21 protein-coding genes and 1 tRNA gene are annotated in these 23,546 nt (G+C 51.2%); 14 read left to right on the forward strand and 8 right to left on the reverse strand.

Annotation, left to right across the window (positions count from 1 at the left end):
- Nucleotides 1-27 precede the first annotated feature (27 nt).
- Genes W02_RS15130 through W02_RS15145 form a run of 4 tightly spaced genes read left to right on the forward strand, consistent with a single transcriptional unit; the run spans nt 28 to nt 3,252 of the window.
- Entirely contained in the window at nt 28-651 is a 624-nt protein-coding gene (locus tag W02_RS15130) for a cytochrome c (RefSeq protein ID WP_173049146.1), read from the forward strand.
- 10 nt (nt 652-661) lie between these two features.
- Nucleotides 662-1,381 carry a cytochrome c gene (locus W02_RS15135; protein WP_173049148.1) on the forward strand — a complete coding sequence of 240 codons (720 nt, stop codon included), beginning with the start codon at nt 662-664 and terminating at the stop codon, nt 1,379-1,381.
- Between the two features lie 24 nt (nt 1,382-1,405).
- Nucleotides 1,406-2,242 (forward strand): ethylbenzene dehydrogenase-related protein, encoded by an 837-nt coding sequence (locus W02_RS15140; RefSeq protein ID WP_173049150.1) that lies wholly within the window; start codon nt 1,406-1,408, stop codon nt 2,240-2,242.
- Entirely contained in the window at nt 2,239-3,252 is a 1,014-nt protein-coding gene (locus W02_RS15145) for a c-type cytochrome (protein ID WP_173049152.1), read from the forward strand. The genes W02_RS15140 and W02_RS15145 overlap by 4 nt, the downstream gene beginning before the upstream one ends.
- A gap of 103 nt (nt 3,253-3,355) precedes the next feature.
- Here the strand turns inward: W02_RS15145 and ubiA are convergent, their stop codons facing one another.
- Nucleotides 3,356-4,252, reverse strand: coding sequence for a 4-hydroxybenzoate octaprenyltransferase (gene ubiA / locus W02_RS15150; RefSeq protein WP_173049154.1), 897 nt, complete (start codon nt 4,250-4,252; stop codon nt 3,356-3,358).
- Between the two features lie 104 nt (nt 4,253-4,356).
- On the opposite strand from ubiA, the gene W02_RS15155 reads away from it, so the two are divergent.
- Together W02_RS15155 and W02_RS15160 are read left to right on the forward strand one after the other, a co-directional pair.
- The gene (locus W02_RS15155) at nt 4,357-6,285 is read left to right on the forward strand and encodes a hypothetical protein (protein WP_173049156.1); all 1,929 of its coding nucleotides are present in this window, start codon (nt 4,357-4,359) and stop codon (nt 6,283-6,285) included.
- A 62-nt stretch (nt 6,286-6,347) separates the two neighbouring features.
- Nucleotides 6,348-6,423, forward strand: a tRNA-Thr gene (locus W02_RS15160).
- A gap of 5 nt (nt 6,424-6,428) precedes the next feature.
- On the opposite strand, the gene W02_RS15165 is transcribed toward W02_RS15160, so the two are convergent.
- The 6 genes from W02_RS15165 to W02_RS15190 all read right to left on the reverse strand — a co-directional run bounded on the left by W02_RS15165 (nt 6,429) and on the right by W02_RS15190 (nt 10,037).
- Nucleotides 6,429-7,544: a site-specific integrase gene (locus W02_RS15165; RefSeq protein ID WP_173049158.1), complete on the reverse strand. Its 1,116-nt coding sequence runs from the start codon at nt 7,542-7,544 to the stop codon at nt 6,429-6,431.
- Nucleotides 7,531-7,761: a helix-turn-helix domain-containing protein gene (locus W02_RS22190; protein WP_370467944.1), complete on the reverse strand. Its 231-nt coding sequence runs from the start codon at nt 7,759-7,761 to the stop codon at nt 7,531-7,533. Before W02_RS22190 ends, W02_RS15165 begins: the two co-directional genes overlap by 14 nt.
- Before the next feature lie 39 nt (nt 7,762-7,800).
- Nucleotides 7,801-7,968 (reverse strand): excisionase family DNA-binding protein, encoded by a 168-nt coding sequence (locus W02_RS22195; protein WP_173051504.1) that lies wholly within the window; start codon nt 7,966-7,968, stop codon nt 7,801-7,803.
- 323 nt (nt 7,969-8,291) lie between these two features.
- Nucleotides 8,292-9,515, reverse strand: coding sequence for a hypothetical protein (locus tag W02_RS15180; RefSeq protein ID WP_173049163.1), 1,224 nt, complete (start codon nt 9,513-9,515; stop codon nt 8,292-8,294).
- On the reverse strand, nt 9,512-9,844 hold the full coding sequence (locus W02_RS15185; RefSeq protein ID WP_173049165.1) for a hypothetical protein: 333 nt from the start codon (nt 9,842-9,844) through the stop codon (nt 9,512-9,514). Before W02_RS15185 ends, W02_RS15180 begins: the two co-directional genes overlap by 4 nt.
- Nucleotides 9,831-10,037 carry a helix-turn-helix domain-containing protein gene (locus W02_RS15190; RefSeq protein ID WP_173049167.1) on the reverse strand — a complete coding sequence of 69 codons (207 nt, stop codon included), beginning with the start codon at nt 10,035-10,037 and terminating at the stop codon, nt 9,831-9,833. The genes W02_RS15185 and W02_RS15190 overlap by 14 nt, the downstream gene beginning before the upstream one ends.
- A gap of 1,136 nt (nt 10,038-11,173) precedes the next feature.
- On the opposite strand from W02_RS15190, the gene W02_RS15195 reads away from it, so the two are divergent.
- The 4 genes from W02_RS15195 (at nt 11,174) to W02_RS15210 (ending at nt 16,687) form a co-directional block, all read left to right on the forward strand.
- A complete protein-coding gene (locus tag W02_RS15195; protein ID WP_173049169.1) occupies nt 11,174-12,175 on the forward strand; it encodes a hypothetical protein in 1,002 nt (333 codons plus the stop codon).
- Between the two features lie 318 nt (nt 12,176-12,493).
- Nucleotides 12,494-14,077, forward strand: a complete 1,584-nt coding sequence (locus tag W02_RS15200) for an HNH endonuclease (protein ID WP_173049170.1) — start codon at nt 12,494-12,496, stop codon at nt 14,075-14,077.
- 85 nt (nt 14,078-14,162) lie between these two features.
- The gene (locus tag W02_RS15205; protein ID WP_173049172.1) at nt 14,163-14,666 is read left to right on the forward strand and encodes a hypothetical protein; all 504 of its coding nucleotides are present in this window, start codon (nt 14,163-14,165) and stop codon (nt 14,664-14,666) included.
- 215 nt (nt 14,667-14,881) lie between these two features.
- Entirely contained in the window at nt 14,882-16,687 is a 1,806-nt protein-coding gene (locus W02_RS15210; RefSeq protein ID WP_173049174.1) for a hypothetical protein, read from the forward strand.
- Nucleotides 16,688-17,855: 1,168 nt separating this feature from the next.
- On the opposite strand, the gene W02_RS15215 is transcribed toward W02_RS15210, so the two are convergent.
- The gene (locus W02_RS15215) at nt 17,856-18,674 is read right to left on the reverse strand and encodes a hypothetical protein (protein WP_173049176.1); all 819 of its coding nucleotides are present in this window, start codon (nt 18,672-18,674) and stop codon (nt 17,856-17,858) included.
- 708 nt (nt 18,675-19,382) lie between these two features.
- Between W02_RS15215 and W02_RS15220 the strand changes: the two genes are divergently transcribed.
- From W02_RS15220 to W02_RS15230, 4 genes are all read left to right on the forward strand, one after another.
- Complete coding sequence (locus tag W02_RS15220; RefSeq protein WP_173049178.1) at nt 19,383-21,419, forward strand: cytochrome c; 2,037 nt, start codon at nt 19,383-19,385, stop codon at nt 21,417-21,419.
- Between the two features lie 590 nt (nt 21,420-22,009).
- On the forward strand, nt 22,010-22,564 hold the full coding sequence (locus tag W02_RS15225; protein ID WP_173049180.1) for a response regulator: 555 nt from the start codon (nt 22,010-22,012) through the stop codon (nt 22,562-22,564).
- Entirely contained in the window at nt 22,561-22,686 is a 126-nt protein-coding gene (locus W02_RS21800) for a hypothetical protein (RefSeq protein WP_255458516.1), read from the forward strand. The genes W02_RS15225 and W02_RS21800 overlap by 4 nt, the downstream gene beginning before the upstream one ends.
- Before the next feature lie 324 nt (nt 22,687-23,010).
- Nucleotides 23,011-23,529, forward strand: a complete 519-nt coding sequence (locus W02_RS15230; RefSeq protein WP_173049182.1) for a cytochrome c3 family protein — start codon at nt 23,011-23,013, stop codon at nt 23,527-23,529.
- Nucleotides 23,530-23,546 lie beyond the last annotated feature (17 nt).

Consider the following 23,546-nt stretch of genomic DNA (forward strand, 5'->3'; position numbering starts at 1 on the left):
CTGGTTGGACATTTTGAGCGAGGGATTATGAGCGAAGTCGCAATGCTGCAGTTGATCGGGCTCTTGGTCGTCTGCACGGGAATCAGCATCCTGCTCTTCATCCGTGCCCAGTTCGCCAGGGTCATCGGATTCGTGGCCATTGTCCTGGGCCTGTTTTCTCTGGTCGCGCTGGCCGTTCCTCAGATGGCGTCGCTGCCTCCCGCGGAGGAAAAGTTCGACATTGCCACCGTGAAAACCCCGACGGATATGGCGGCCATCGGTCAAAAGATCTTTTTCAGCAAAGGCCAATGCGCGCTCTGTCATTCCATCGGTCCGAGTGAATCAGCCCGCTGTCCGGACTTGAAAGGCATCGGCGCCAAGCTGAGCCGGGAATTCATCTTCGAGAGCCTCACGCAGCCGCAAGCGTATATCTACCTGGACTACCGGCACGAAGGCCCGCCGAAGGAGTACCCGGCGCGCATGCCGTACATCAACAAGAATCCGATCGGCCTCTCCAAGAACGAGATCCTGTCCGTGATCGCATTCCTGCAGCAGATGAGCGGGGAGCCGATTTCCGTCAGTCCGTCAGAACTCGAAGTGCCGGGACAGTCTCCCGCCGCACCGGTCAAGGCCGCGGTAGAAGTTCCTGTCACCGTCGCACACGCACGTTGAGGAGGCACGTATGGGTGGCCCATTAGTCAAACCCGTGATTCTGATCGGAGTGGTGTATCTGCTCCTGAAGTTTGTGGTGCCGAATATTCCAGGCTCCGCTCCGCTGCCATCCAGTCTGATCTTTCTGTACCTCATGCTGGTCACCTCCGGGATCGTGATCTTTGCCACGATGAGCGGCGAATCCAAGGATGCCTTTTGGGGACCGATTCAGCGATTCCTGACCGGCGAGAACATCGGCGCGTTGCAAACGGCCCGCTACGGGGTCTTGATTCTCTTTCCGCTGCTCGTCGGTTGGCAGACCTACGGAAGCACGGCGGTCAGCGATCAGCCTCCGGCGGAAAACCGGACCATTCATCCTGCGCCTCCCGGTGAATACACGGGCCTTTCAAACCCCGTCTCGAAGACTCCGGACAACATCATGCAGGGCAAGGGGTTCTATGCGGCCTTCTGTTCTCCGTGCCACGGCGGAAATTTCGATGGAAAGGGACCCGCGGCGCGCGGGTTCAATCCTCCTCCGGCGAATTTTTCCGATCCGACGACCATCGCCATGCTTCAGGAAAGCTATCTCTTCTGGCGTATCAAGAAGGGCGGGGTCGGTCTGCCGATCGAGGGCATGCCCTGGAAATCCGCAATGCCCCGATGGGAAGTCGAACTGCCGGATGAATGGATCTGGAAGATCATCATGGGCGAATACGACGGAGCCCATCAGTCCCCGAGAACGTGGGAGTAACCAATCAGGTTGGATGAGGCATTTATGACACGGGTAAAGCCGCGGCCAGTGACCACTTTCAAGATAGCGTCGGCAGGTGCAGCATTCGCATGCCTTCTGGCCGGAGCCGTTCCTGTGCTTGCGCAAGAAAGCGTTGCGGTTCGCGCCCCGTTGGCCAAAGGTGCGCTGCCGGTCGATGATCCAAACGCCGCTGCCTGGAGCAGCGCCCCGCAGGCGCAATTCCCCATGTCGCCACAGGTACATTGGCAGAACCGTATCCAAGAAGTCACGGTCAAGGATGTCAAGGTCCGTGCGCTGCACGATGGCACACAGGTCGCGTTTCTGCTCGAGTATGAGGATCCCACGGAAGATCCGGACGATGCCGCTGCGCTCGAATTCATGGTCGGCGAGTTGAAAGCCCACTTCGCCCATGGCCAGCCGATGTCCCAGGTCGAAGGCGGTCCGGTGAACATCTGGTTCTGGAAGAATAAGGCGAACAAAGCCGTTGACATGAACGCCAAAGGGTTCGGCACGCTCAAGACGCAATCCCATCAAGATGTGACGGCGAAGGGGGTGTACTCCAACGGAACATGGAAAGTGGTCTTCTCCCGTGCGCTCTCCAACGAGCATGTCGATGAAGATACGCAGGTCAAGCCGGGAGAATTCATCAACATCGCTTTCGCAGTGTGGGACGGTAAAAAGAACGGCGCCGGTGAACTACAGGAAAAGGGGTCACAGAAAGCGGTCTCCTCCTGGTGGTATTTCCGTGCAGAGCCGCCACCGGATTACTCAGGCTATCTTTATGCGGCGATGGCCATTGCCGTGGCGGTCGGATTTCAGTTTGTCCTGATCCGCAAACTGAAGAAAGGGCAGTCAGCATGAAGGCGGCAAGGCTTCAAGTCATGGGAGCGGTGGCCGGCCTGATCGGCGTGTGGGGTATGGTCGCCGGTGGCTGCGCGAGCGAGCAGCAGAAAAAGGGGCACGAACTCTATGCCCATTACTGCCTGCATTGTCACGGAGAAAACGGCCGTCAGAACGAAGGGTTCAATTGGTCCTCGATGCCGGATCCCAAGCCGAAGGATTTGTCCAATAAGTCGGAGATGAGTACGTTCAAGGACGAGGACATCTTCAACACCGTGTCGCGCGACATGAAGGATACCAGCCCGGGCGGTGACAAGATCGGCGATGACGATTTCGCTGTCCCGACGATGCCGACCTTCAAGTACACGCTCTCAGAAGAGGAGATCTGGGCCATCGTCGGGTATGTGCGCACGCTTCACGGCATGAAGTTGGAATTCAAAGTCGAGGAGCGGAAGAAGGAGTTGGCAGAGGCGCTGAAGTCCGCCCAGACAAAGTTCGATGAGTCGAAGGCGGCCTATGAGGCGGCGGAAAAGAAAGCAAGCGAAGAAGCGGAAAAGAAAAGCGCCGCGCTCAAAAAAGACGTCGATGTCGACGAGTCTTCCTATGCCAAAGAACAGGAAGCCATGGGCAAAGCGAAGAAAGAATTGGACGCGGCCCAGATGGCGGTGACCAATTTCACGAGCAGACCGGGCAAAGGCACGAGCGTGGCCAGGCCGGATCTTCCTGTCAAAGGTGATCTGACGGCTGTGCAGGATCTTGGCAAGCGACTGTATTTCAATAAGTATGGTTGCAACGGTTGTCACAGCATCGGCGAAGATGGCGGTAAAGTCGGTCCGGCTCTCGACCGTGCCGGATTCCGCCTCAACGGCACCTGGATCTATCGATGGGTCAAGAATCCACAGGCGATGAAGCCCGAGACGCGCATGCCGGCCCTCGGACTCAGCGACGCGGATGCCAAGGCCGTGACAATTTATCTGGGAACGTTGCGTGCGCCGAGAGCCGAACCGGCGAGCGACAAACCCGCGAGCTGATCTATGTTCGGCTGTCCAGCCGAGCTTGGGAAATGCAGCGCCGTGCGCAGTTCGCACCCGACGGCGCCAGCCGATATGCAGCGTAGGTCGAGCGCCACACTGGTTACAGATAGAACCCGGTCAGCAGTCCAGCCGCAATGACCGAACCGAACCATACGTGCCGGTGAAACAGTTCAAACGCACGTGAGGGTGAGAGCGCGGTTCTCAGTTGAAAGACCTGTCCGAGGCATACCAGGCTGAGGCCTGCGAGTACGACGAAGAAACTCCGCCCGATAGCCGACATCCAGCCGGCCAGTCCCAGCAGAAATAACATCGCGGCCAGTGCCACGCCGACCGCGATCCATGAGATCCGTCCGAAGAACAAGGCCGATGATTTCACGCCGATGCGGAGATCGTCCTCCACGTCCTGTAGCGCGTAGATCGTATCGTAACCAATGGCCCAGAAGACGGTTGCGGCAAATACGAGCCATGCCGGACTGTCGAGCGTTTCGCGAGCGGCGGCCCATGCCATGATCGTTCCCCAACCGAACGCGATGCCGAGCATCGTCTGCGGCACATGAATGATCCGCTTGGCAAACGGGTACAGTGCCGCGAGCAGCAGTGCGATCGGACTCAAGAGCATGGCAAGGGGATTGAGAAGCAGCACCAGCCCGGCGGCGGCGGCCACCAGGACGGCGGCGATCGCCGTCGCCTGTTTCACCGTCATTTCACCGGAGGCTAATGGTCGTAAGCGGGTCCTTGAGACGTGCCGGTCGAACGAGCGGTCGGCAAGATCATTCAGCACGACACCAGCGCTGCGCATAAGGAACGAGCCGAGTGAGAAGATTGCGAGCAGTTTCCATGGAGGAACGCCCCGGGAGGCAAGGATGAGCGACCACCATGTCGGCAGCAACAGAAGGAGAGTCCCGGTCTGGCTCTGAAGACGGATCAAGCGAGCAACCGCAGACCAGGATGGCAGGACCGAAGGTCTGATAGATTCAGACGGAAACTCTGCAGGCATGCCCGCGACCTTAGCCGAGGCATGTGTGGCTGTCAAACGGGCTCTCAACTCATCCGGTCGGTTGTGGCTGACGGCGCCTTTTCGGTATAACGAATATGGTGAGGATGATTCACACTCATCGTGGTATCAAGAGCCGGCTTTCCACCGCGGCTATGGTCGCGGGGTTTTTGACGCTCCTGTTGGAGGGGTGCGGCCTCTTTAGCAGTCGAGACGGCCTCGGAGCCGGATATTATCTGCCGCTGACGGTGCAGCTGCGGGCCAATCCATCGGTTGCCGCGGCGCAGGTGACATACCAGGACGCCTGCGGCCAGGAACGCACGCTCCCAATCGGAGAATCTCTTTCGGCGGCGATTACACGCAAGACGGGCCGTGTCTTCCAAAAGGTCGTGTCCGATGAACAAGCCGGGGCGGCCGTGGACGGGTATGAGGATGTGTCGGTCGGCCTCGCGACGCTCGATCTCCTCGTCACCAGAAAAGTGAAGAAGAGCTATCCTGCCACGCTCACGATCGGATTGGATTTCGCCTATACGGCTGCCGACGGGACGGTCCTCTTTCAGAAAAAGTTACAAAGTTTGGGAAGCGGCGAAGTCGATGCGAGCGCTTCCTCATGCGATGTCACGGGACTCGAGCAGATTGCCCACGACGCGATCGAGCGCGTCACCGACGGGATGGCGATTCAACTCGGAACCTCCAGCAAGGTCCTTGAGGCCGCCCGCAAAGCAGGCAGCGGCACACCCACACCTCAGGTCTCGGTCCCTCCCTCGCCGATCCCGTCGGGTATAAGCGCTGCCGCGCCGCTCACGATGTCTTTGGTTCACACTCCGTCACGATCGTCGGCTCCGGCCGTTCCCGGCGGACCAGCGACGTTGACATTTAGGGCCATCGTGCGCGATGAGAACCGCAATCAGGTGCTCCATCCGGGCGAAGCGCTCTCTGTCGAAATCGAAATCACCAACGACGGGCCGGGGGATGCGCTTGGCGTCGAGGTGATGGCGAACGGAACTCCCGAGTTGGTCGAACAGATCCCGAGCGTCGTGCCGGTGGGAGACATTCCACGGGGCGATGTAAAACGGATTTCAGTCGAAGGAAAAGCGGGAACGATAAAGGAAGCGCTGCAGGCCGAACTGACGCTCTCCATGCGAACCACTTCGCCATCGGATCAACTGCCTCAAGCCAAGCGATTCGTCATCTCGATGAAACCTGAAAGCGCTCCGGGCGCCACGGCCGCCCCGGTCGATGTCGATGAGATTCCCAAGTCGAGCGGAAAACTGAAACAGCCGAAGGCCATCGGAATTGCCGTGGGGATTGGACAGTTCCGCGATCCCGACGTGCCACAGGTCAAGTATGCCTCTCGCGACGCCGAAGTCATGGGCGGCTATTGGCAGGCGGTGAGCGGAATTTTGCCGGACCGGATCCGTAGACTCACAGATCATCGTGCCCTTAAAGACGATCTGATCGAAGCCTTGGAGGAGTGGCTTCCGGCTAAAGCCGATGCGTCCACCGTTGTATATCTGTACGTGTCGGGCAGGGGAGTCGTGGATGCCTCGACTGGAGCCGTGTCCATCGTGCCGTTCGATGGTCATGCATCCGGCACCCGGATGTATTCGTTGCGGCGGCTCCACGAATCCCTGACACGATTACCGATCTATCGAGCCATAGTCATGCTCGATCTGTCGCTCGAGACGATTGCCAGGCAGGACGGGTTGGAACCTGCTGCACCGGTGTGGGAACAGAGCGCGCAGGGGAAAGACAAGGTGCTCTTGATGGTCGGCAATCGGAGCGTTCAGGAAGCCCACGCTTATGATCCGGGGCACCATGGTCTGTTTACATACGAGGTCCTGAAAGGCATGGCCGGTGCCGCCGATGTCGATAAAGACGGACAGGTTTTGGCCGGTGAACTATGCGCCTATGTCAAAGGTGAAGTGCGTGTGATTGCAAGAGAACAATTCGGAAACGAACAAGAGCCCTTTTGCATACCGGGCCCGAATCAAGGCGCGAGCGTGAGATTGCAGCCGATCTCGAAGATCAAGTAGCAGGGGAAAAACCTCTTGAGACCTGGAAAAAACCCGTGTAGGGTAAGGATCCTTCCGCAGACGCCGGCGTAGCTCAGTTGGTAGAGCAGCGGTTTCGTAAACCGCAGGTCGCCCGTTCAATCCGGGTCGCCGGCTCCACAATCTCAAGCACTTACGTTCTTAGAAGAATCCTTCAAATCGGCAGGTGTTAATACAGTGTTAGAAAGGTAGGTAGAGAGCTTACCTGCAGCGGCAATCAAATCACTTTCTGCCACGCTGTTATATCGCTTCCACATCATCGGCGATTTGTGCCCGATGATCTGCATGGCCGTGGTTGTATCGACGCCTGCGCGTCTTAGGTTTGTGGCTGCGCAGTGTCTCAAATCGTGAAACCGTAAGTTCTCTATGCCTGCCTTCTTGCTAGCCGTCTTAAATGACCTTTTGACTTCCCTCACAGGATTTCGCTGATACACGAATACGTGTTTGTGTTTTAGGTCTCTGACCTTGGATAGGTCCATCAAGGCGGTCTTCACATCATGAGTCATCGGCACCTGACGGGGTTTGTTGGTTTTTGTATCAACACCCCGTAGTGTAATGATCCCTCGATGCAGGTCTACTCGATCCCAGGTCAAATTTAAGATTTCGCCTAAACGCTGACCTAGATGGTAGGCAGTTAGCAAGATGGGCTTCAAATGAGGGGCAGAGCATTCGTATAGCCTGCTCCACTCTTCAGCACTTAACACTCTGTCTCGTTCATTGTTCGGGTTAGGAATGGGTACAAGGCTAGCAGGGTTGACCATGAGCAGACGCTTTCGTCTCGCTACGTTCAAGCAATGCTTCAGGACGATGTGATCATTGTTAATGGTCTGAAGCTTTACCGCATCACCATTACTCTTCTTTCGCTGTGCCCTGTACTCCTCTACATGTTCAGGAGTAATTGCTGTTAGCTCCTTGTTTCCAAAGAACGGTATCAGCTGTAACTGGACTATGTTAATTCGGTCCTTAAGAGACTTGAGCCGTAGAACCTCCTCTAGTGCTAGGTAGGTCTCTCCCCACTCCTTAAATGTGAGCGGTTTGGCTGCGTCGCTCTTGATCATGCCCTTCATCAATTCAGTCTTGATAAGAGCTTCCTGTTGTCTAGCAGCAGTCCGGTTATGACTTCCGACCTTCCACCGTCGCAGCTTTCCTCCTCCTTTTCCATTTGCTAGCGATATTGTCTTACCATCATCAATGATAGAGAACTCCACATAATAACTATCCTTCCGTTTAGTCAGCCCCATCGGACTTCCTCCTTTCCTGTGGCTTGCTTGCCACTCCGACCAGTTGGGTAAGGGAAACGTTTAGCGCCTTACACAGCTTGAGAAGAGTGGAGAGCTGAGGGTCAAGCAGGCCAGCTTCGAGCCTTGCAAGTGACACAAAGTGCACGCCACTTAAGTCCCCCAGCTTTCGCAAGCTCAACCCTCGTCGCTCTCGCCACTCTCTCAAGCATGTCTTCATAGACGAATGTTAGCGTTTATGCTAATACACTGTCAATCACTATTTGGCGGGCATCGGCAGGACAGTGTGTTCCTCGATCCAGTTATCTAACGCTTGTCGATCAAACTTGGTCAGGCGTCCCACCTTCACAAAGGGTATTCGGCGTTGGCTTACCATCGTATAAAGGGTATGAACACTTATCCCAATGATGTCTGCCATTTCTCGCATACCCAACAGTCGGCGCGACGTTTGCTGAGACGGCTCAGTCACTTGGTTATCCTTTCGTTTTCTCTAGTCCCCGGGTCTAGCGCTCGCCTTCCCGCGCCAGCGGGGAAGGCGAGCGCACTAGACAACTCGGCTTTCAGTGGGTGAGATTCCACACTCTCAGTGTTGACCTGCTAAATTTTAGGGGATGCAAAGGACGACCTACGAGCTTTTGGGGGGTGTACTACATCCCTCGTTACTTCAGTTATTTGGGAATGTGGCTTTAGAAAAGATTAATCAATCATAGGTGAGCACACACCCCCACAAAGTTAGTAGGTATTGAGGGTCTATAAATGGATGAATTCGTCTTTCATCGACCATGCCCACTCGGGATTTACGACCAACTGATGCGGCACCCCATTTCCATAGTCCTCATACAGTGCGAATCCCAACCACGCCATCTCCTGCATCGCTAGTTTTGCAGTGTCTGGGCTTACTCTGAGAGCGTCTTTAACTTGGTTGACTGTTAAGGCCTCCCCTCCGTTTCTCTTGAATGCCAGCAGTATTTTCCTCCGCTTCTCTGGCATTGACGACAGTGCCACTTGTACGACATGTGGCATATCCTCTACCGTTAATTGTCGTCGTTCGTGCAGAAGCGCATGACCCCGAGCTAGGTTATACAGAACAGCCTGTGCCCTATATGGTGCTTCATGCTGTGGTTGTATGTCTGGGTCATAGGGAGTTCGCATTATCGCAAGGAGCTTAGCGCAAGCTGCAATACTCCTGCGGGTTTCAGCAGGGTCTTTAGCAAGCTCCCAGGGAACACCTCTGAACCCCTTATTGTCTGTGAATACCTGAGCCAAAAACTGATGTACCTGCAACCTGCACGTCCTCAACTTTTCGACATAGGGAAGTTCCCCATGATTTATCTTGGACAGTTCTTCAACAGTGGGTTCTGACATGGCTTGCATGACAAGGAAAAACATCCGACTGCCGAGATTGGCCATAACCTTCCATACCACTGAATCAAATGGGGTTGTACAACCCAACCATGCAAACAAGTAATCGCCCTCATAGCCACGTCTTCCATGTGTCCCGCTATCAGTCATGAAACCCTGACCATCCAACACGCGAGTGATTACACTAAATTTTTCGATTAATTCATCCTGTTTTCCTTTAAAGATGGTTGCCATTTCCGGGGTAAGCAGTACCCGCTTTTGAATTTTTGGCAGGAGATCAACTTTCTTTAACTTGTCTACCGACGTATTTGCCGATTGGCTCACAAACGCAGCATGCGTGAACTTATCCGACCGATAACAGATCGGGTCACCATTCATGCAGGCCCCATCGAACATACTGGCAACCGTAGTTTTCCCTGCACTGGGTGGTCCCACGTAAATTAACGCCACAGGGTTCACGTTGTCGGCGAGCAATAGTGTGGCGCACGTCGATAGTCCCATCTCTACAGCCTGCCATAAGTCAGGGAAATGCGTAGTTATGACATCACGGACATCCTTAATGCTCACTTTGTTGACGGTTGCAATTTCTTCCACCGCACTATTCACGTTCATGCTCCTCTCCGTACGCTCGGAAGTTTGTTCCGAGATGTGGTATTTCCTGCATAGCTGACCTTCATGCCTTTCTGCGCGGCCTTCGCGCAATAGATCTTGCGTCCCACGAAATGTTTTCGGATTAATTCATCAGCCTGTGGGTAGATGACATGGTCCATATAGTCGTCATCCTTTTTATTGAACAATGAATCCGTTAGCGGAACAGAGTTATGATTGATGCGCGGAGAATCTGCTCCATCCACGTCCCCCACGATCTCAAGACGGACGGGATCACCCGTTACCGGAAGTCTCCATTCTGCTAGGACACGCGTTATCTCAACTTCGCTCATGCGTCACCTCATTTATCGGCTGATTTGGTTTAAGCCCAAGACGAACCCATGCCTCCAAATCTGATACCCGTATGCGTGTCAATCGACCAACTTTCACGATTGGGATGTGACCACCGGCGACCCATTTTTTAAGCATCGCCACTGAACACGAGAGACGTGTTGCTACTTCTTTGATCGAAAGTAAATCTGCCATGAACTGCTCCTTGATAATGTGGATGAAACACACTGCCATCCGCTGGCACTATGCCATGGTCTAGTAGATCATCTAAGAAAACTCGATTGGATTGAATAAAGACCTAGGGAATAGGCAGTGAACAAGCACTAGCGGACATAACCAAGCGCGCGCACAGTCGCAGTTACATATGTCACCTCCTGGTTGACTTATTGGATGGACGGATCTGAAGCAACTAATGTTGCCTATCTGAAAATATCTGCGAGAAGTGGAGTTGCTTTGCGCTTACATAGGCTGAATCTTATATCTAAACCATCATGGACCATCAGGATACGATCTCATGGTCTATGGAGGAAGATTTCGATTGCTACTTCCCGAGCTGCCTATCCCGATAACGTCAAAAAGGTCACTGTATCTGAAGGGATACCTCTCGAATAGTGTTTTGAGCCTGAGATCCCCTGCTAGGACTCATACAACTTACCGCAGGTGATTGGTGGAAATATGTCAAGGTGAACCTACGGTATCAAGCGGTATCCACTCATAGTAACGATGAAGGGGATTTTAGGCTTTCTCATAACACTTAACGGTCATCTCCTAAAAAAGTAACATCCTTCATCAGATGTGTAAGACCAGCATGTCATTCAAACTTTATAACCATATATAAAATGTATGAATTTTCCGAGGTACTTAGAAATTGCCTAGAAATCAATAATCTAAACTTTCTGGCGAAGCCTCACCCCTAAACGAGTTGAACATAGCCATGTCCTTCCCTTTTTCCGAAAAAGCTACCTCAAGAGGTTAAATTAGGTTTGAGAGAATTTTCGATGTGCCTGAAAGCCTACTTTGCCCATTTTTACAATAACCTACGAACACTTTTAATGGTCTGAAAACGCTTCAATTTAGGTCGACTTTTGTCAACCATCTTGTCAACCGCCTTCCTTCTCTTTACGCATATACACGCATATGCATATTTCTCATGGCTCTTGCGCCTCTGTCACAGAGGCTCCTAGAATTGCTTCCCAGAAAAGGTTTATGTCCGAACATATCCCTTACTTCATCACATGGCGTACTTTATAGATTTGTTTTCGCCCGAAACGTATGACGCCTTCAGTCGATCCAAGCGCGACATATCTGGATTTCGCATTCGTCATAAGCGAATGGCAGACCGCATTAAGCCAGGGGATGTGTTCGTTTGCTATCTCACTCGATTGTCGCGCTGGTTCGGTTTACTAGAAGTTGTCGAAGGGCCGTTCATTGATAATCACCCGATATTTATTTCAGAAAACGATCCATTTGTAGTCCGCTTTCGCGTTCGCCCTCACGTGTGGCTGGATGTAAAAGTGGGAATTCCCATACACGATGAGTTGATCTGGAACGGACTATCTTTTACGCAAGGGTTAGCAAAAGGATCAATAGGATGGACTGGGAAGGTCCGTGGCAGTTTAGTTCGCTTAGATGATCGGGACGCCTTATTTCTTTCTGACCGGCTGAAGAAGCAATCCACTGAGCAGAAGTCATATCCGCTAAGTGACCAAGATATTCGGCGTCTCTCAACTCACACCGTTAATCGCTCTGACAAGGTAGTCAATGTCTCAGTGCCCGATGATTCAAATCTTTTCGAGGATGTTGAAGCTGTTGAAATAGAAACACGAGAATCAATCCGCATGCAGGCACTTACCGCACGAATAGGACAACAAATGGGGCTTTCCATTTGGATTCCCCGAGCTGATCGAAGTGGTGTTTTGAAAGAGCTAAAGGATGCTGGACAGGTACTTGAGCGGCTACCACTTAATTACGATGACACCACTCTTCGAACGATTGAGCAGATAGATGTTCTGTGGTTAAGAGGCCGCTCGATTGTTCGAGCCTTTGAAATTGAACATACCACATCTGTTTATTCTGGTATTTTGCGAATGGCGGATCTATTAGCTCTTCAGCCCAATATGGATATTAAGTTGCACATCATCGCGCCGGTGATGAAGAGAGAAAAAGTCTTTCAAGAGATTAGACGACCTGTATTTTCACTTCTCGAAAAGGGTCCATTAGCCGAGACCTGTACCTACATATCTTATGATAGTTTGCGAGAACTGAATGGACTAAAGCATCTGGAGCACCTATCAGACAGCGTGCTTGATGAGTATGCTGAAGAAGCGGAATGAAGTGTCCAGTGATTATCAAACTGATACTGCAATAATTGATTCGGTGATTGTAGAGACAATTGTGAGCAAAAGTTTATTGCTTCGAAACTCCCAGCTTATATGACCACAAGATCAAAGACGTCTCTGGTCGGGTAGAGGACACCTGCATTATCAACAGGTCTACACCAAACTTTACGGTCTATATGCCATTGCTGGTTCGGAAAAAGGCAAGATTACTCAAATTCATGAGTCTCATGAGACAGGTAATTGCAACAAATCTGTTAAAACATCTTGACTAGCTTCTCGTGAACGTCAATTGATGCGCCGGTCATTGCTTACATGCCATTTTCACAAACCGTAAGAGATCAAGCCCTAGTAGCCGCAGCTAGGCATTGTTGTGTTTGTCATCGTTATAAGGGCGTCAAGGTAGAAGTTCATCATATAGTGCATGAATCAAAGGGGGGCACGAATGATCCGTCCAATGCTATTACGCTTTGCTTTGATTGTCATGCAGACGCAGGACACTACAATCCGGATCATCCCAGAGGTACGCGATTTTCACCAAGGGAATTAAGAATTCACAGAGATAACTGGCATTCGATAGTTCTATCTCAAAGGGTTGCTGCTCCCACCGAACCGGATTTTATGTACTGCCGGTTTCTATTGTGTAAGAGCTTTGACGCAATTCGTGAGATTACTCTTGGAGATCTTTCAAACGTTCCTGTCTCTCAGCCGATGCTTGTTCAAAATTCAGTTTTGGAATTTCAAAAGATGATTGTTCAAGCGCACCCAGTATCTTATCGCCACGACAAGGAATGGGGAGACAGCTTTCCTAATATAGAGGCTTATTCAGAAAGGTATCCGACTGTCCAAATTCACAATCGCTCGGAGATGTCTGGATATCCGTATTTTGAAGCAATACGCGCCCCCTCCATCGATGAGCTTCAAAGTAAATTAGCTCCTAAAGATGGAGTCACTCGACTCCTGATCGAAGCCGGTGTTGCTCCGGCATCTATATCCCAAGTATTAGCCTACCATGAGCGATGTGGGGCCGATTCCTTTCAGGAAATATATCGATTGCGGCCTTTGTGGTGTCTTTATCTTGGGGCTACTAATCTCACATCAAACCCGTTGCAATTGAGAGGTATAGTATGTGAGAAGTACGAGCCTGCGGGCCTGGCATACAGAGATTTTTACCCATCAGTAGGAACTGATCATACTTCAACAGTTCATGGTCTACCGCTTGCTGCGTTACCGGCAGGAGCGACATTGTTATTTCCGGTTGCAACAATGCTTGGACCAATGGAATGTATCGGCTTTGAATCAACATTTCAGGAAACTGCAGACATACCTTCTGGACAAGTTCAGACTTTCTCCCACGAAGATTTGTCTCCGGCGCAGGCTGTTACATCATTGATCGGGCCTGTTATGTGGCCGAAGTCGATTGATGTTCGAGTAAACTCAATACAGGTGGAGCAGCAGATTCATGATTTTAATCTCAAGTCTTTATACACCATTAACAGATATTGGGAGATGGGTTCATGCCCGCATATTTTCTTCCTTGGTCAAGAAACTATTTTGCCAGAATATTATGGTGAATTATTTGCAAAGCAGCCTGGTGAATCTCACCAGGAGATAATTATCATCCCAAGTGGTATTGATACCGTTTTGATAGTCGAGTTGGAGCCAGAGCAGACAATCATCGAGGAGATCTCGATAAACAAATCCCTGTATAGAACAATGGTGAGACTTAACCAAGGCGACGCGCTAAGTATTCCCGTAAAATCCGGGGACCTTATTGACCTGAAGGGCCATTATATTTCTAAAAGCACCGCAGCAACTGACCCATGGTTCAGGAATGCGTTGGTTCATGGTTTTATTTTGGAAGGCGCGGGATTAAAGTCACACTCGATTCAATCATAGAAGTGTCATAAGCTCCTTCCGCTACATCTGCAGGCTCTTCACAGGTGCCGGAGCACTTACTCGCAGGAAAGAACGTAGCACTGCATTGCTCAGCATACTCTTTATAGTCATTCTTCTGATCTCTTCTGCTTCATTTGCTGCTGTGTTCGACAGGCAAAAGGCCTCACCCTATATCCTTGAGTTCTACATTGCTTTTAACGAAGGTGCCGATTGCCCGCGTTTGTATGAACTGAGAAAGGATGCGAAACAACAGGGTGCAGATAACCAGCAACAACAGGAGATAAACGATAAATTGCGTTCGGTTGGTTGTATAACCGAGAAGTCGAGGAGGGTGGAAATAGGTCGACCTAACACAGGAAACTTTACGGTGACAGAATACAAGATTTACAGAGAGATAGTTGATTTACCAATATCTATATCGGAGGAGCAGGCTCTTGACGATGTTGCAAGAAAGTACAAGATTTCAGTCTCCGAAGTGCGAAATAAAGTTAATAAGGTCCAAAGTAATCTGTCGAAAAATGGGTGGATGAACGGCAATCCTAAAGACGAGATTCGTTATGCATCAGACTGGGCTGGTGAGACACCGTAAAAAGTTATCGAAAACCGCGTGTGGCTTCAGCGTCCTGCAATAGTTGAACTGCCGAACTAAACCATTTGTTTCGCCCCAGTTGAGACAATGCGGTAGCTATGGAACTGGTGATTAATTTCTCCCTAGAGTGTGAAGTTCTACTTGATATTGGCTGACTGACTCAGGATCGGCAGGTGTTAGCTTTGCGAATACACATAACTTAAAGATGTTTCATCATGTCTGGCCTTTCCAATTTTTATAACAACCTATTAACGATCCAAGTCGCTGTCTTCGGAATTATCACAGCCGCTGTTTTTGTTCTTGTTCAAATTTCATATTCCGTATCACATAGGCATAGTCTAAGGCTTTTTAGAGACAGAGTATTGATAGTATACTTCGCAGTTAGCATAGTCGCCCTCACGTTGACTTCTAGCGCTAGTCTTTTACTGTCGCTTCCGAAACATGATTTTCTCCCAGGATACAATGTAAATGTTCGCGGGCTTTTACTAAATCTATGGACGCCGCCAACACTTTTATTTCTCACCGGTTTATCGGCCATCTTATTCTGTGCGTTTCTTCTTAGAAATATTCAATACCTCCATCCTCAAAGAGTTCTGTTATTGATTAGCAAGACAGTAACTCCTGAAGAAGTACAACTCTTTTTACTCAAGAAATATGGGCTTTCTCCTCCGCGTCTATCCTCTCATTTGGGAAACATATCTGATGAAAACCTGCAGCAACTAATGAGATACGTAGGAGGGACTGGGCCTGAACCAAGTGAGGAAAACATGCAACAATTCGCTGAAGCTGAGAGGGAGAACGAGCAGCGATTTAAAGAAGATCAGCTACGCTATATAGAATTCAAAAGAAAGGCAGAATCTGCGACAGATCCCCTTGATACTCTGTCGACTGTCGCCGTTGCAGCTCTCAAAGCTACGGATCTACAGACACTTGCGGAGGTCCCTAAGACTATTAGGGGCATTACTCGCGCTGCTCTCGCATCAATAAAGCCTTCAGGTCTAACTCACTGGAACCCAGCTGGAGGTCTAGCAGATAAGTGGGTAATGCATTTGATCAATTTTACATCAAGGCTACTTGAAGTGGCCCGCAAAGAGGGTTTGTCTTCAGTCGAAGTTGATATCCTTCAAACTACCGACGACTGTGTCTGTCAGCTGATTGAGAAGGAAGAAGAGCAGGCAATTATCAAAATTATGGGTTTTTGGAAGCAGGTTAGCAATGCGGCAATTGGTAATAACAAGTCAGTTTTTATTTGGCTAATTACCAAATATGCGGCTATTGGGGAGACAGCACTTGAGCGTGAGCTGAAATCAATAAGTGATGAAACCTTCAGACACCTGGGATGGCTAGGAGAAAACCTGTTAGATAAGACAGGCTATACAGAAAAAGCAATTATGTATGACCTAGACTATTCAACAGAGTTTGATGAACTTCTGAATGCGTTACTGTCATTCGGTTCCATTTATAGCTCAAAGTATTCCAAGCAATATCCTTTAATCTACTTCGATGCGATTCGTGTAGTTTTTATAAAACTCTCGAAGTTAACAAAGGGGCTTCCATCAGACTCTGAAATCAAAAACTCATTGTACGCTTGCATAAGCAGCATAGCCTCCTTTATTGACGCTGCACTGCGCAGCTCAAACTCTGATGGAGCAGCGCTTGCGGTTATCAGAATTAGACAGTGCTACGAAGAATTGGTAACGATTCAACTTCACGAGAGGGCAGCTGAAGTTGTGAGTCTGCTTGTTGATGCCGCAGTTTCTGCAGTTCAGAGTGACTGCAAAAGCCATCTTATACCAGAAGGAATAGGCGAATATTTAACTAAATTGCTTATTAAATGCCCGTATAAAGATAAAATCGCTAGCGCAGTTAGAGACAGCCTTATAAAGTCCCACGGGACTGGACACTCAAAAGTATGGGGTTTTGTCACAGAGTTAGGAAAACGCATGGGTACAAATTTCGGATTAATGTTCGATGAGAAAACGGGGAAAATCTACGCAAATGATGACCCACGTCGGCAATAATTGGTTATCGTCACCTCTGCCTCTTTTTCATCTCACACAGCCTTTCTTTATATAAGCTAGCCTACTAACAGACAGGCCCAAGTGTGGGCAATAGGAATGGACCTGTGGTGGGTAAATCATTTGGCCTAAATTGGCTTGAAAAAATCCCCCCTTAGCCCCCCTTTGTTCAAACGGTAACATCCACAGGGGTATGTATCAGTGTTATTACAGTGTTAGGAACAGCGACAAACTAGACTGAAATGGACTGAACAGCAGATAACTGAATGAGGTAGCAAGATTCCTTGTATGCAACAATGACAAGGGGATTGCCCAATCATCAAAGACTTGAACAATCCCCCATTACTGATTCGTAAACCGCAGGTCGCCCGTTCAATCCGGGTCGCCGGCTCCAGCAGAAGTGGTTGAATGTATGGCCCTTGCTCCACTGGAGTCGGGGCTATTTTATTGTCTTTTATCGCTTCTGCTACCACTTTGCTACCACTTTCAGAATTAACGGTCATATCCAGCCGGTCCAGTGCCCCTGGAGCTTGCTTTTCAACCGTCGTCCATAGGTCGATACCGTGAGCTTAATGGTGGTGTGGCCCAACTGTCGTGCAACACTGCTCAACGTGTGAAGACGGCCGCCTGAGGGTATTGAACATATCAAAAGCTGTATAACAGCTCTTGGCATGATTCCACTGTCCGACCCGGAGACACGCCGTTAAATTGGGGCCTGATGCGCATCCACAGGCAGGACAGCCAGCATGATCTGTTTCATGGTGTCCTCCTATTTTCTATCAAGCAAACGAAAGTTAGGCGTCGATGACTCTGAGACGCTGCTTAATCGCAGTACATGGGGGTTCGCCTACTTCTGCTCTTCTTTTTACTTCATGAAAGAGATCATCTAAGGGGTGCGTTATAAGACGGTTTTCAGTGTTGTAAATAGCATGGGTATAATTGCGGCCTACTATCGTATACGAGCTAGATGAGAGGATCTCCCGTCGTATGTCGCTACAGGAGCAGAACAGGATTGCGATTCCAAAGTAGACTATATATTTGCCCATTGTAGTCTTGTCCAACCATGTCTTTGAGGGAAACGCATGTTTCCAATAACAGCGGGCCACTAGTTGAATTTACGTCAGCACTCGGCGCGCGAACATTATCCAATTTTGGGCGCAGCCTACCGCAATCAATTGGATGGTCCTGAGGGCAGAGAACCGGAAGGTTGGACCCCCGGTTGACTAGGCCTACTCGGTACAGAAGGTGGAGTAGTTGCTGCCGCAGAAGATTTGAGCACCTCAGCTATCTTCTGAAGTTCTTCTATTCCTATTCCTGCTTTCGCATTCTGATAGAACGCTTGTTGTGCTTCCTTCATGTTGGGAAACTCTGCTTTGATTAGGTCAATAGCCTTATCCAATAAATCCTGTTTCTGGGTTAGGTAATTTTGATAAGTCTCTTCTTCACTATCACGACCTAACCATTTGTTCATTCTGTCTATACAGAGGCTATGTAAGCTATCTCGGTAAATCTGCAATCCCTGTGTTCTGTAAAGTAACGGTGCAATTTGAGTTGCAACTGCTCTGGCATATTGATTTGCAAGTTCACCAGTTATCCCGCTCTTGGGTTCTTGCGCAGCGAGCTTAAAACCATCGGCCACAGTGGAGGCAAAGGTCTCACCTACATCTGGGGGAGGCTCTGAACAGGTTATGAGATCACCCTTGTTATGGGGATTTTCAGCAACAATAACGACTCTTCTACTCGCCGTGGTCGCGAAGGTATTTACAGATCTTGGGTTGCCAAACCACTTGCTCCAGACACTGGTTGTATACACTTCATCTTGAATTGAAGGATTTGTGTCCCTTTTCGACCAGGTAGAAGTGCCACAACCGAATACTGATATCGCAACCAAGATCAGTAAGCTCAGCCGTGCTATAGGGTTTAACCGCATGTCAATAACCTCCGTAATAGAAAAAATCTCTGCATCCAGCGTGCGGACATCACACTGCATTCGGAATGACCTTTCAGCAAGTTTGCTGCCTAATCATTCTCACGGATTATTGGATTTTTCGTTAATCATGCGAACGGACAAGGTTCTACTATGAATCGAATTGAGTACATGAAGGATTCGAAATGATTCAGAGGTCACTATATAAGTGGGCCGTATTAGTTGGAGGCCATACACGGCCATTAGCCTGAAAGTGAAACGAAGATGAGGAACACACTTTCCTCAGGCGAGGAATAGGAGTTAAAAAAGATTCGTGGCAACGGTTGCCGACGGGAGATGGCTCAATGTCGCCAGTATAGAAGCAGACAAGAACATGATAGGCACTTGGTCCATGACATCGGGAAATAGCTCTGTCGGAAAATGCCTGGGTATTTAACTGACTTGCTATGCTACCTTTCTACTAGAAGTGTCATAAACAACTTCATTGGACTAACCCCGGGTCGAATACCCTGATTCCTCTCGTGTCAGAGGATAGATTCACAGGTGTTCTCAAGCACGAGCGAGCAAGTATACCGCTGCGCGTCACCGGGTCGTCTCACAACTCGCGTTATCGTGTGGCTTCACGAATCGGCTAATGCTCGGGACCATCTGATGGGTTTTGAGCACCGCCACACTTTCTCCCTGTCACTCCTTTTGACACAAATACTCCCCTTATCCTAGAATCACAACAGCAACAAAGTTCCTGCGAGGTCCACTCCGCTGATGAGCTGGATGTTGCTTTCGCGGAAACGAGTTGTCCTGATCACGTTCGGACTCCTCTTCCTGCTAGACGTAACCCGCTCGCTATACGCCCGGATCGGGTATGCCGATCCGGTTGAATTGTGGCAACCGGATCGCGCCCACTATGCTGACCTTGTTTGGCCTCCAGGCACCGGCGTGCCGCCCGATACGCCTCTCGGCCAACGCATCTTTGCCAAGCGATGCGCGGTCTGTCATGGGCCGGACGGTCGAGGGAACGGGCCGGCGGCCCCTTCGCTGATTCCGCACCCGCGCGATTTCACCAAAGGCCAATTCAAGTATAAGTCCACTCCGCCCGGCCAACCGCCAACCGACGAAGATTTGACTCGTGTAATTACGAACGGGTTGACCGCCAGTGCGATGCCCTATTGGGGCGATCTGTTGACCACAGAGGAAATACGAGCCGTCGTCGATCACGTGAAGAGCCTATCGCCGGTGTTTGGTCAGTCTGTCCCATCGGCCTTCTCCATTCCAGCACGATCCAAGTCCGATTCTGACAGCATTGCACGGGGCAAAGCGCTTTTTGTGGCACAAGCCTGCGTGGCCTGTCACGGGCCGGAAGGCCGCGGGGGGCTGCGGCTCAGGGATGCCAACGGTTATGAGGTGGTATCCCGCGATCTGACAGCCCCGTGGACCTTTCGCGGTGGAAGTACACCGGAGCAGATCTGGCTCAGGATTACGAACGGCTTGGCGCCAAGCCCGATGCCTTCATTTGCCGAAAGGACATCGCCTGCCCAGCGATGGGATCTTGTCAACTACGTCCTTTCGCTGGCGAGGGCAGCCCCATGGGAACCGGGTGGAACTCTCGACGGACCCGGACACTCGACCGATCCCGTCAAGCGTGGGGCGTACTTGATTCGAGCCGAGATGTGCGGCCTGTGCCATACCCAGATCAACCGGACCGGCATCTATCGGAGCGACGAGTTTTACTTAGCCGGTGGGATGCGGGTCGACCTGGGGGCACATGGCCATCTTGTCAGCCGGAACCTCACAGGCGATTCCACTACCGGACTCGGTGAATGGACCAACGAGCAAATCATCGAGGCCTTGAGAAACGGCCGTACCCCGGATCGGGTCCTGAATGTCCTCGACATGCCCTGGAATTTTCTTCACGCCTTGCCCGACGAGGATGCCAACGCGATCGCCAGTTTTCTGAAATCGCTGTCACCAGTCAGGAACCACATTCCACCTCCGCTGCACTTTGGCGTCCTCGAGACTATTGCTGCGAAACTTATGCATCCCCGATGGCCGGCGTTTCCACCTGCCTACCTGGTCTTCGTTGAAGGCAACTTCGGACAAACTGGAGACGCCGCTTCACGTGGCTGGTTACAAGCCTACCTCATCAATGCTCAATGGCTTATCTTGCTGCTTGGCATAGTGGCATTCGTCTTCGCTGGAACACGTGCCAAGCGGCAGAGAGAACCTGGGAACCGGTGGAAAACGGTAGGAGTCGTCTTGGCCGTCCTCGCAATCTTCTTTGTCGGCTGGTTGGTGTATTTCCTTCCTGCTCTCAGCGTGTTGCCTCCTGAGCGGGTCTCCCAACAATTTTTGGATCGCATTCCAACACCCAATCTCACCGAGCTTCCGTCTCCGGAGCACGCCGCATTAGTGAAGCGTGGGCGCCTTCTCTACACAGTCGCCTCTTGCGCATTCTGCCACCGCCCGGAAGGCTACGGCGGGCTCAAGATTAGCTGGAAACCCTTCGGGACATTGTGGACGAGGAACATCACCCAGGACCGCAAGACTGGAATTGGTGCGTGGAGCGATCGGGAGATTGCCCGCGCGATCCGCAGCGGAGTGACTCCCGACGGTCGCATGCTCCATTGGCAGGGCATGATCTGGGACTTTGCGTCAAATTGGGACGAGGAAGACCTCCGCTCGATCATTGCCTATCTGCGGACATTGCCACCGGTGTCAAATCAGGTTCCATCGGCGCGGCCTCCGGCAGAGGACGATTGTGACAAGTATACTTTTTGGATCAACGAGAGCGCTCGGCCAGGATGTGAATAGAATTGTTCGTGACGGCGCGCCTAACATCTACGCTCTCATGCAAAAAATAGTCAGGACTTCATCCCCGTCCAGTCGCCGAACCAATCTATCCAGAACCAGCGAACTGAGGGGATTCGAAGGGGATGTGTCCCCTTCGTGGGGATCGTACAAGGGGGCCGGTCCCCTTCGTTAGGAATCGGTGAGGCACGATTCAGAGTCGAACCGGTGACTGGTCGCCCGTTCGATCCAGGTCGGCGGCTCCCACAATCTCAAGCACTTAGATATTAGCCGCAGCGACAAAAGGCTATTGTGCTAAAAGTGTGCTAAACGACTCTCGCCTGCCGCAGATCATGGAAGCGAAATCCTGAATCGAAGTGAGGTGGATAATCTTGAATGCCGAGCAGCTCAGGGGCGAGCGATTGGCGTCTAATTTGGTGAGGAGCGGTACGAAGGAAGTGGCGAGAGACCCTTCTGAAGATCCAAATCCTATTGAATCCCCTAAGCTGACAGGCAAATCGGCTCCTATCTTGGATTCTCGGTCCCTTGATTAAGAACTCCCACCGATCCACACTACAGCATCTTTCCCACCGTATAACGCAGGAGGACACCTCATGGCGTCTAGTTCGTCCTTCCCTCTTGTTGAAAGATCATCCACCGGAAACCGTGATAGGAAATCTGTCCTGATCATTGACAACACTCTCAAGGATCGAGAGTACTATGCTGACCGTCTGGTGCCCGAGTATTTCCTGTACATGGCCGACAGAGGGAAGACCGGCCTCGAATGCTTCTACGCACACCGGATTGACTGCGTAGTCCTTGAACTGGATCTTCCTGACGTAAGTGGGTTTGAAGTACTCATCGAGTTGGTGCCAGTGGCTAGCCGTCCTGCTGTTCCTGTCATCATCCTGACTAGACTGCCGAACCGAATGATTACCGAACTTGCGGTGAAGAATGGCGCTCAAGCAGGGTTACACAAATCTGAGACAACGCCGGATCAACTCAGCGAGGCAGTGTTCAAGGCAATAGTTGCGGTGCCTCGTGATTATAAGAAAGAGAGTGAAGCCTTCAAGTTCCCTCGCACGAAAACTGAGACCCTGATAACCGAAAATCCTGCAGAACGCAGCTCTTCCAGAGTCCTCGGGGACTCGTCCAGCGAACACCAGTGATCGAAACCGACAAGGAAATCTTACCTGACACCAAGCAGTTCACACCTGATGAAGTCGAGGTGGTGGAGTACTATGCCGGTGAAGTGGCGAAGATAGCCAGCGGGCTATCGGAGAACCGCTAGTCCATTCCTGAATCCTCTATTCCCCTGTGCTCATAGACGCTGTGTGTCTACGTCCAATCATCGGCAATGTGTCCGTGAACATGTCCGTGCGTGTGAACTCTTGTTGCAAGCAGTAAAAAACAGGGAATTGTCTGAAGAGGAATGGAGTTTCCAACCTGTGTGGAAAAGGGCTCGGCGGATGCGATGACTTATTTCCCTTCTTGAACAGCCGGCGATCTCGATCAAGAATGAAACAGGTTTCACATCCCATTCGCGCGACATCGGGCGCCGGGACGATTCAGGATGTCGCGGACGACGAATCCGAAACGATGCACGGGTGGGCACATGAACAGGGTCCGCACCATCGTCATCTTCATCGTTTTGCCGATCGCAGGGATGGCTGCAGCGTTTGGTACGCTGTACTCAACCGGCAGCACCGACCTGGCAAGCCAGGATCGACAGCCGATCGCCTTCAGTCATGCGCAACATGCGGGGCAACTCAAGGTATCGTGTCTGTATTGTCATCGCCATGCCGCGGAATCCCAGACGGCGGGAATTCCTCCGGTTCACCTCTGTATGACCTGTCATCAGCGCATCGCTCCAAGGTCCGAGCCATTGCGGCAGCTGGCCGCGTACTGGAAGGAGCAGCGTCCAATCCCATGGGTGCGGCTGCAACGGCTTCCTGACTTCGTCTACTTCACGCATGAAATGCATTTGACCGCCGGTTTCGAATGTGCCGACTGCCATGGCGCGGTCGATCGCATCCGCACCACGCCTCGTGCGGCAAGCTATGAGATGGGGTGGTGTCTGACCTGTCATCGCCAACAGGAGGTGTCCCAGGATTGCTGGACCTGTCACAAGTGACAGATCCTTGAGTCGAC

The sequence above is a fragment of the Nitrospira sp. KM1 genome (genome assembly GCF_011405515.1).
In the GTDB taxonomy this organism is placed as follows: domain Bacteria; phylum Nitrospirota; class Nitrospiria; order Nitrospirales; family Nitrospiraceae; genus Nitrospira_C.

Bases quoted from the DNA above. Each gene is read 5' to 3' on its own strand.
- W02_RS15130 (WP_173049146.1), top strand. From the start codon at position 28: ATGAGCGAAGTCGCAATGCTGCAGTTGATCGGGCTCTTGGTCGTCTGC.
- W02_RS15135 (WP_173049148.1), top strand. From the start codon at position 662: ATGGGTGGCCCATTAGTCAAACCCGTGATTCTGATCGGAGTGGTGTAT.
- W02_RS15140 (WP_173049150.1), top strand. From the start codon at position 1,406: ATGACACGGGTAAAGCCGCGGCCAGTGACCACTTTCAAGATAGCGTCG.
- W02_RS15145 (WP_173049152.1), top strand. From the start codon at position 2,239: ATGAAGGCGGCAAGGCTTCAAGTCATGGGAGCGGTGGCCGGCCTGATC.
- ubiA (WP_173049154.1), bottom strand. From the start codon at position 4,252: ATGCCTGCAGAGTTTCCGTCTGAATCTATCAGACCTTCGGTCCTGCCA.
- W02_RS15155 (WP_173049156.1), top strand. From the start codon at position 4,357: ATGATTCACACTCATCGTGGTATCAAGAGCCGGCTTTCCACCGCGGCT.
- W02_RS15165 (WP_173049158.1), bottom strand. From the start codon at position 7,544: ATGGGGCTGACTAAACGGAAGGATAGTTATTATGTGGAGTTCTCTATC.
- W02_RS22190 (WP_370467944.1), bottom strand. From the start codon at position 7,761: ATGAAGACATGCTTGAGAGAGTGGCGAGAGCGACGAGGGTTGAGCTTG.
- W02_RS22195 (WP_173051504.1), bottom strand. From the start codon at position 7,968: ATGCGAGAAATGGCAGACATCATTGGGATAAGTGTTCATACCCTTTAT.
- W02_RS15180 (WP_173049163.1), bottom strand. From the start codon at position 9,515: ATGAACGTGAATAGTGCGGTGGAAGAAATTGCAACCGTCAACAAAGTG.
- W02_RS15185 (WP_173049165.1), bottom strand. From the start codon at position 9,844: ATGAGCGAAGTTGAGATAACGCGTGTCCTAGCAGAATGGAGACTTCCG.
- W02_RS15190 (WP_173049167.1), bottom strand. From the start codon at position 10,037: ATGGCAGATTTACTTTCGATCAAAGAAGTAGCAACACGTCTCTCGTGT.
- W02_RS15195 (WP_173049169.1), top strand. From the start codon at position 11,174: ATGGCAGACCGCATTAAGCCAGGGGATGTGTTCGTTTGCTATCTCACT.
- W02_RS15200 (WP_173049170.1), top strand. From the start codon at position 12,494: ATGCCATTTTCACAAACCGTAAGAGATCAAGCCCTAGTAGCCGCAGCT.
- W02_RS15210 (WP_173049174.1), top strand. From the start codon at position 14,882: ATGTCTGGCCTTTCCAATTTTTATAACAACCTATTAACGATCCAAGTC.
- W02_RS15215 (WP_173049176.1), bottom strand. From the start codon at position 18,674: ATGCAGTGTGATGTCCGCACGCTGGATGCAGAGATTTTTTCTATTACG.
- W02_RS15220 (WP_173049178.1), top strand. From the start codon at position 19,383: ATGTTGCTTTCGCGGAAACGAGTTGTCCTGATCACGTTCGGACTCCTC.
- W02_RS15225 (WP_173049180.1), top strand. From the start codon at position 22,010: ATGGCGTCTAGTTCGTCCTTCCCTCTTGTTGAAAGATCATCCACCGGA.
- W02_RS15230 (WP_173049182.1), top strand. From the start codon at position 23,011: ATGAACAGGGTCCGCACCATCGTCATCTTCATCGTTTTGCCGATCGCA.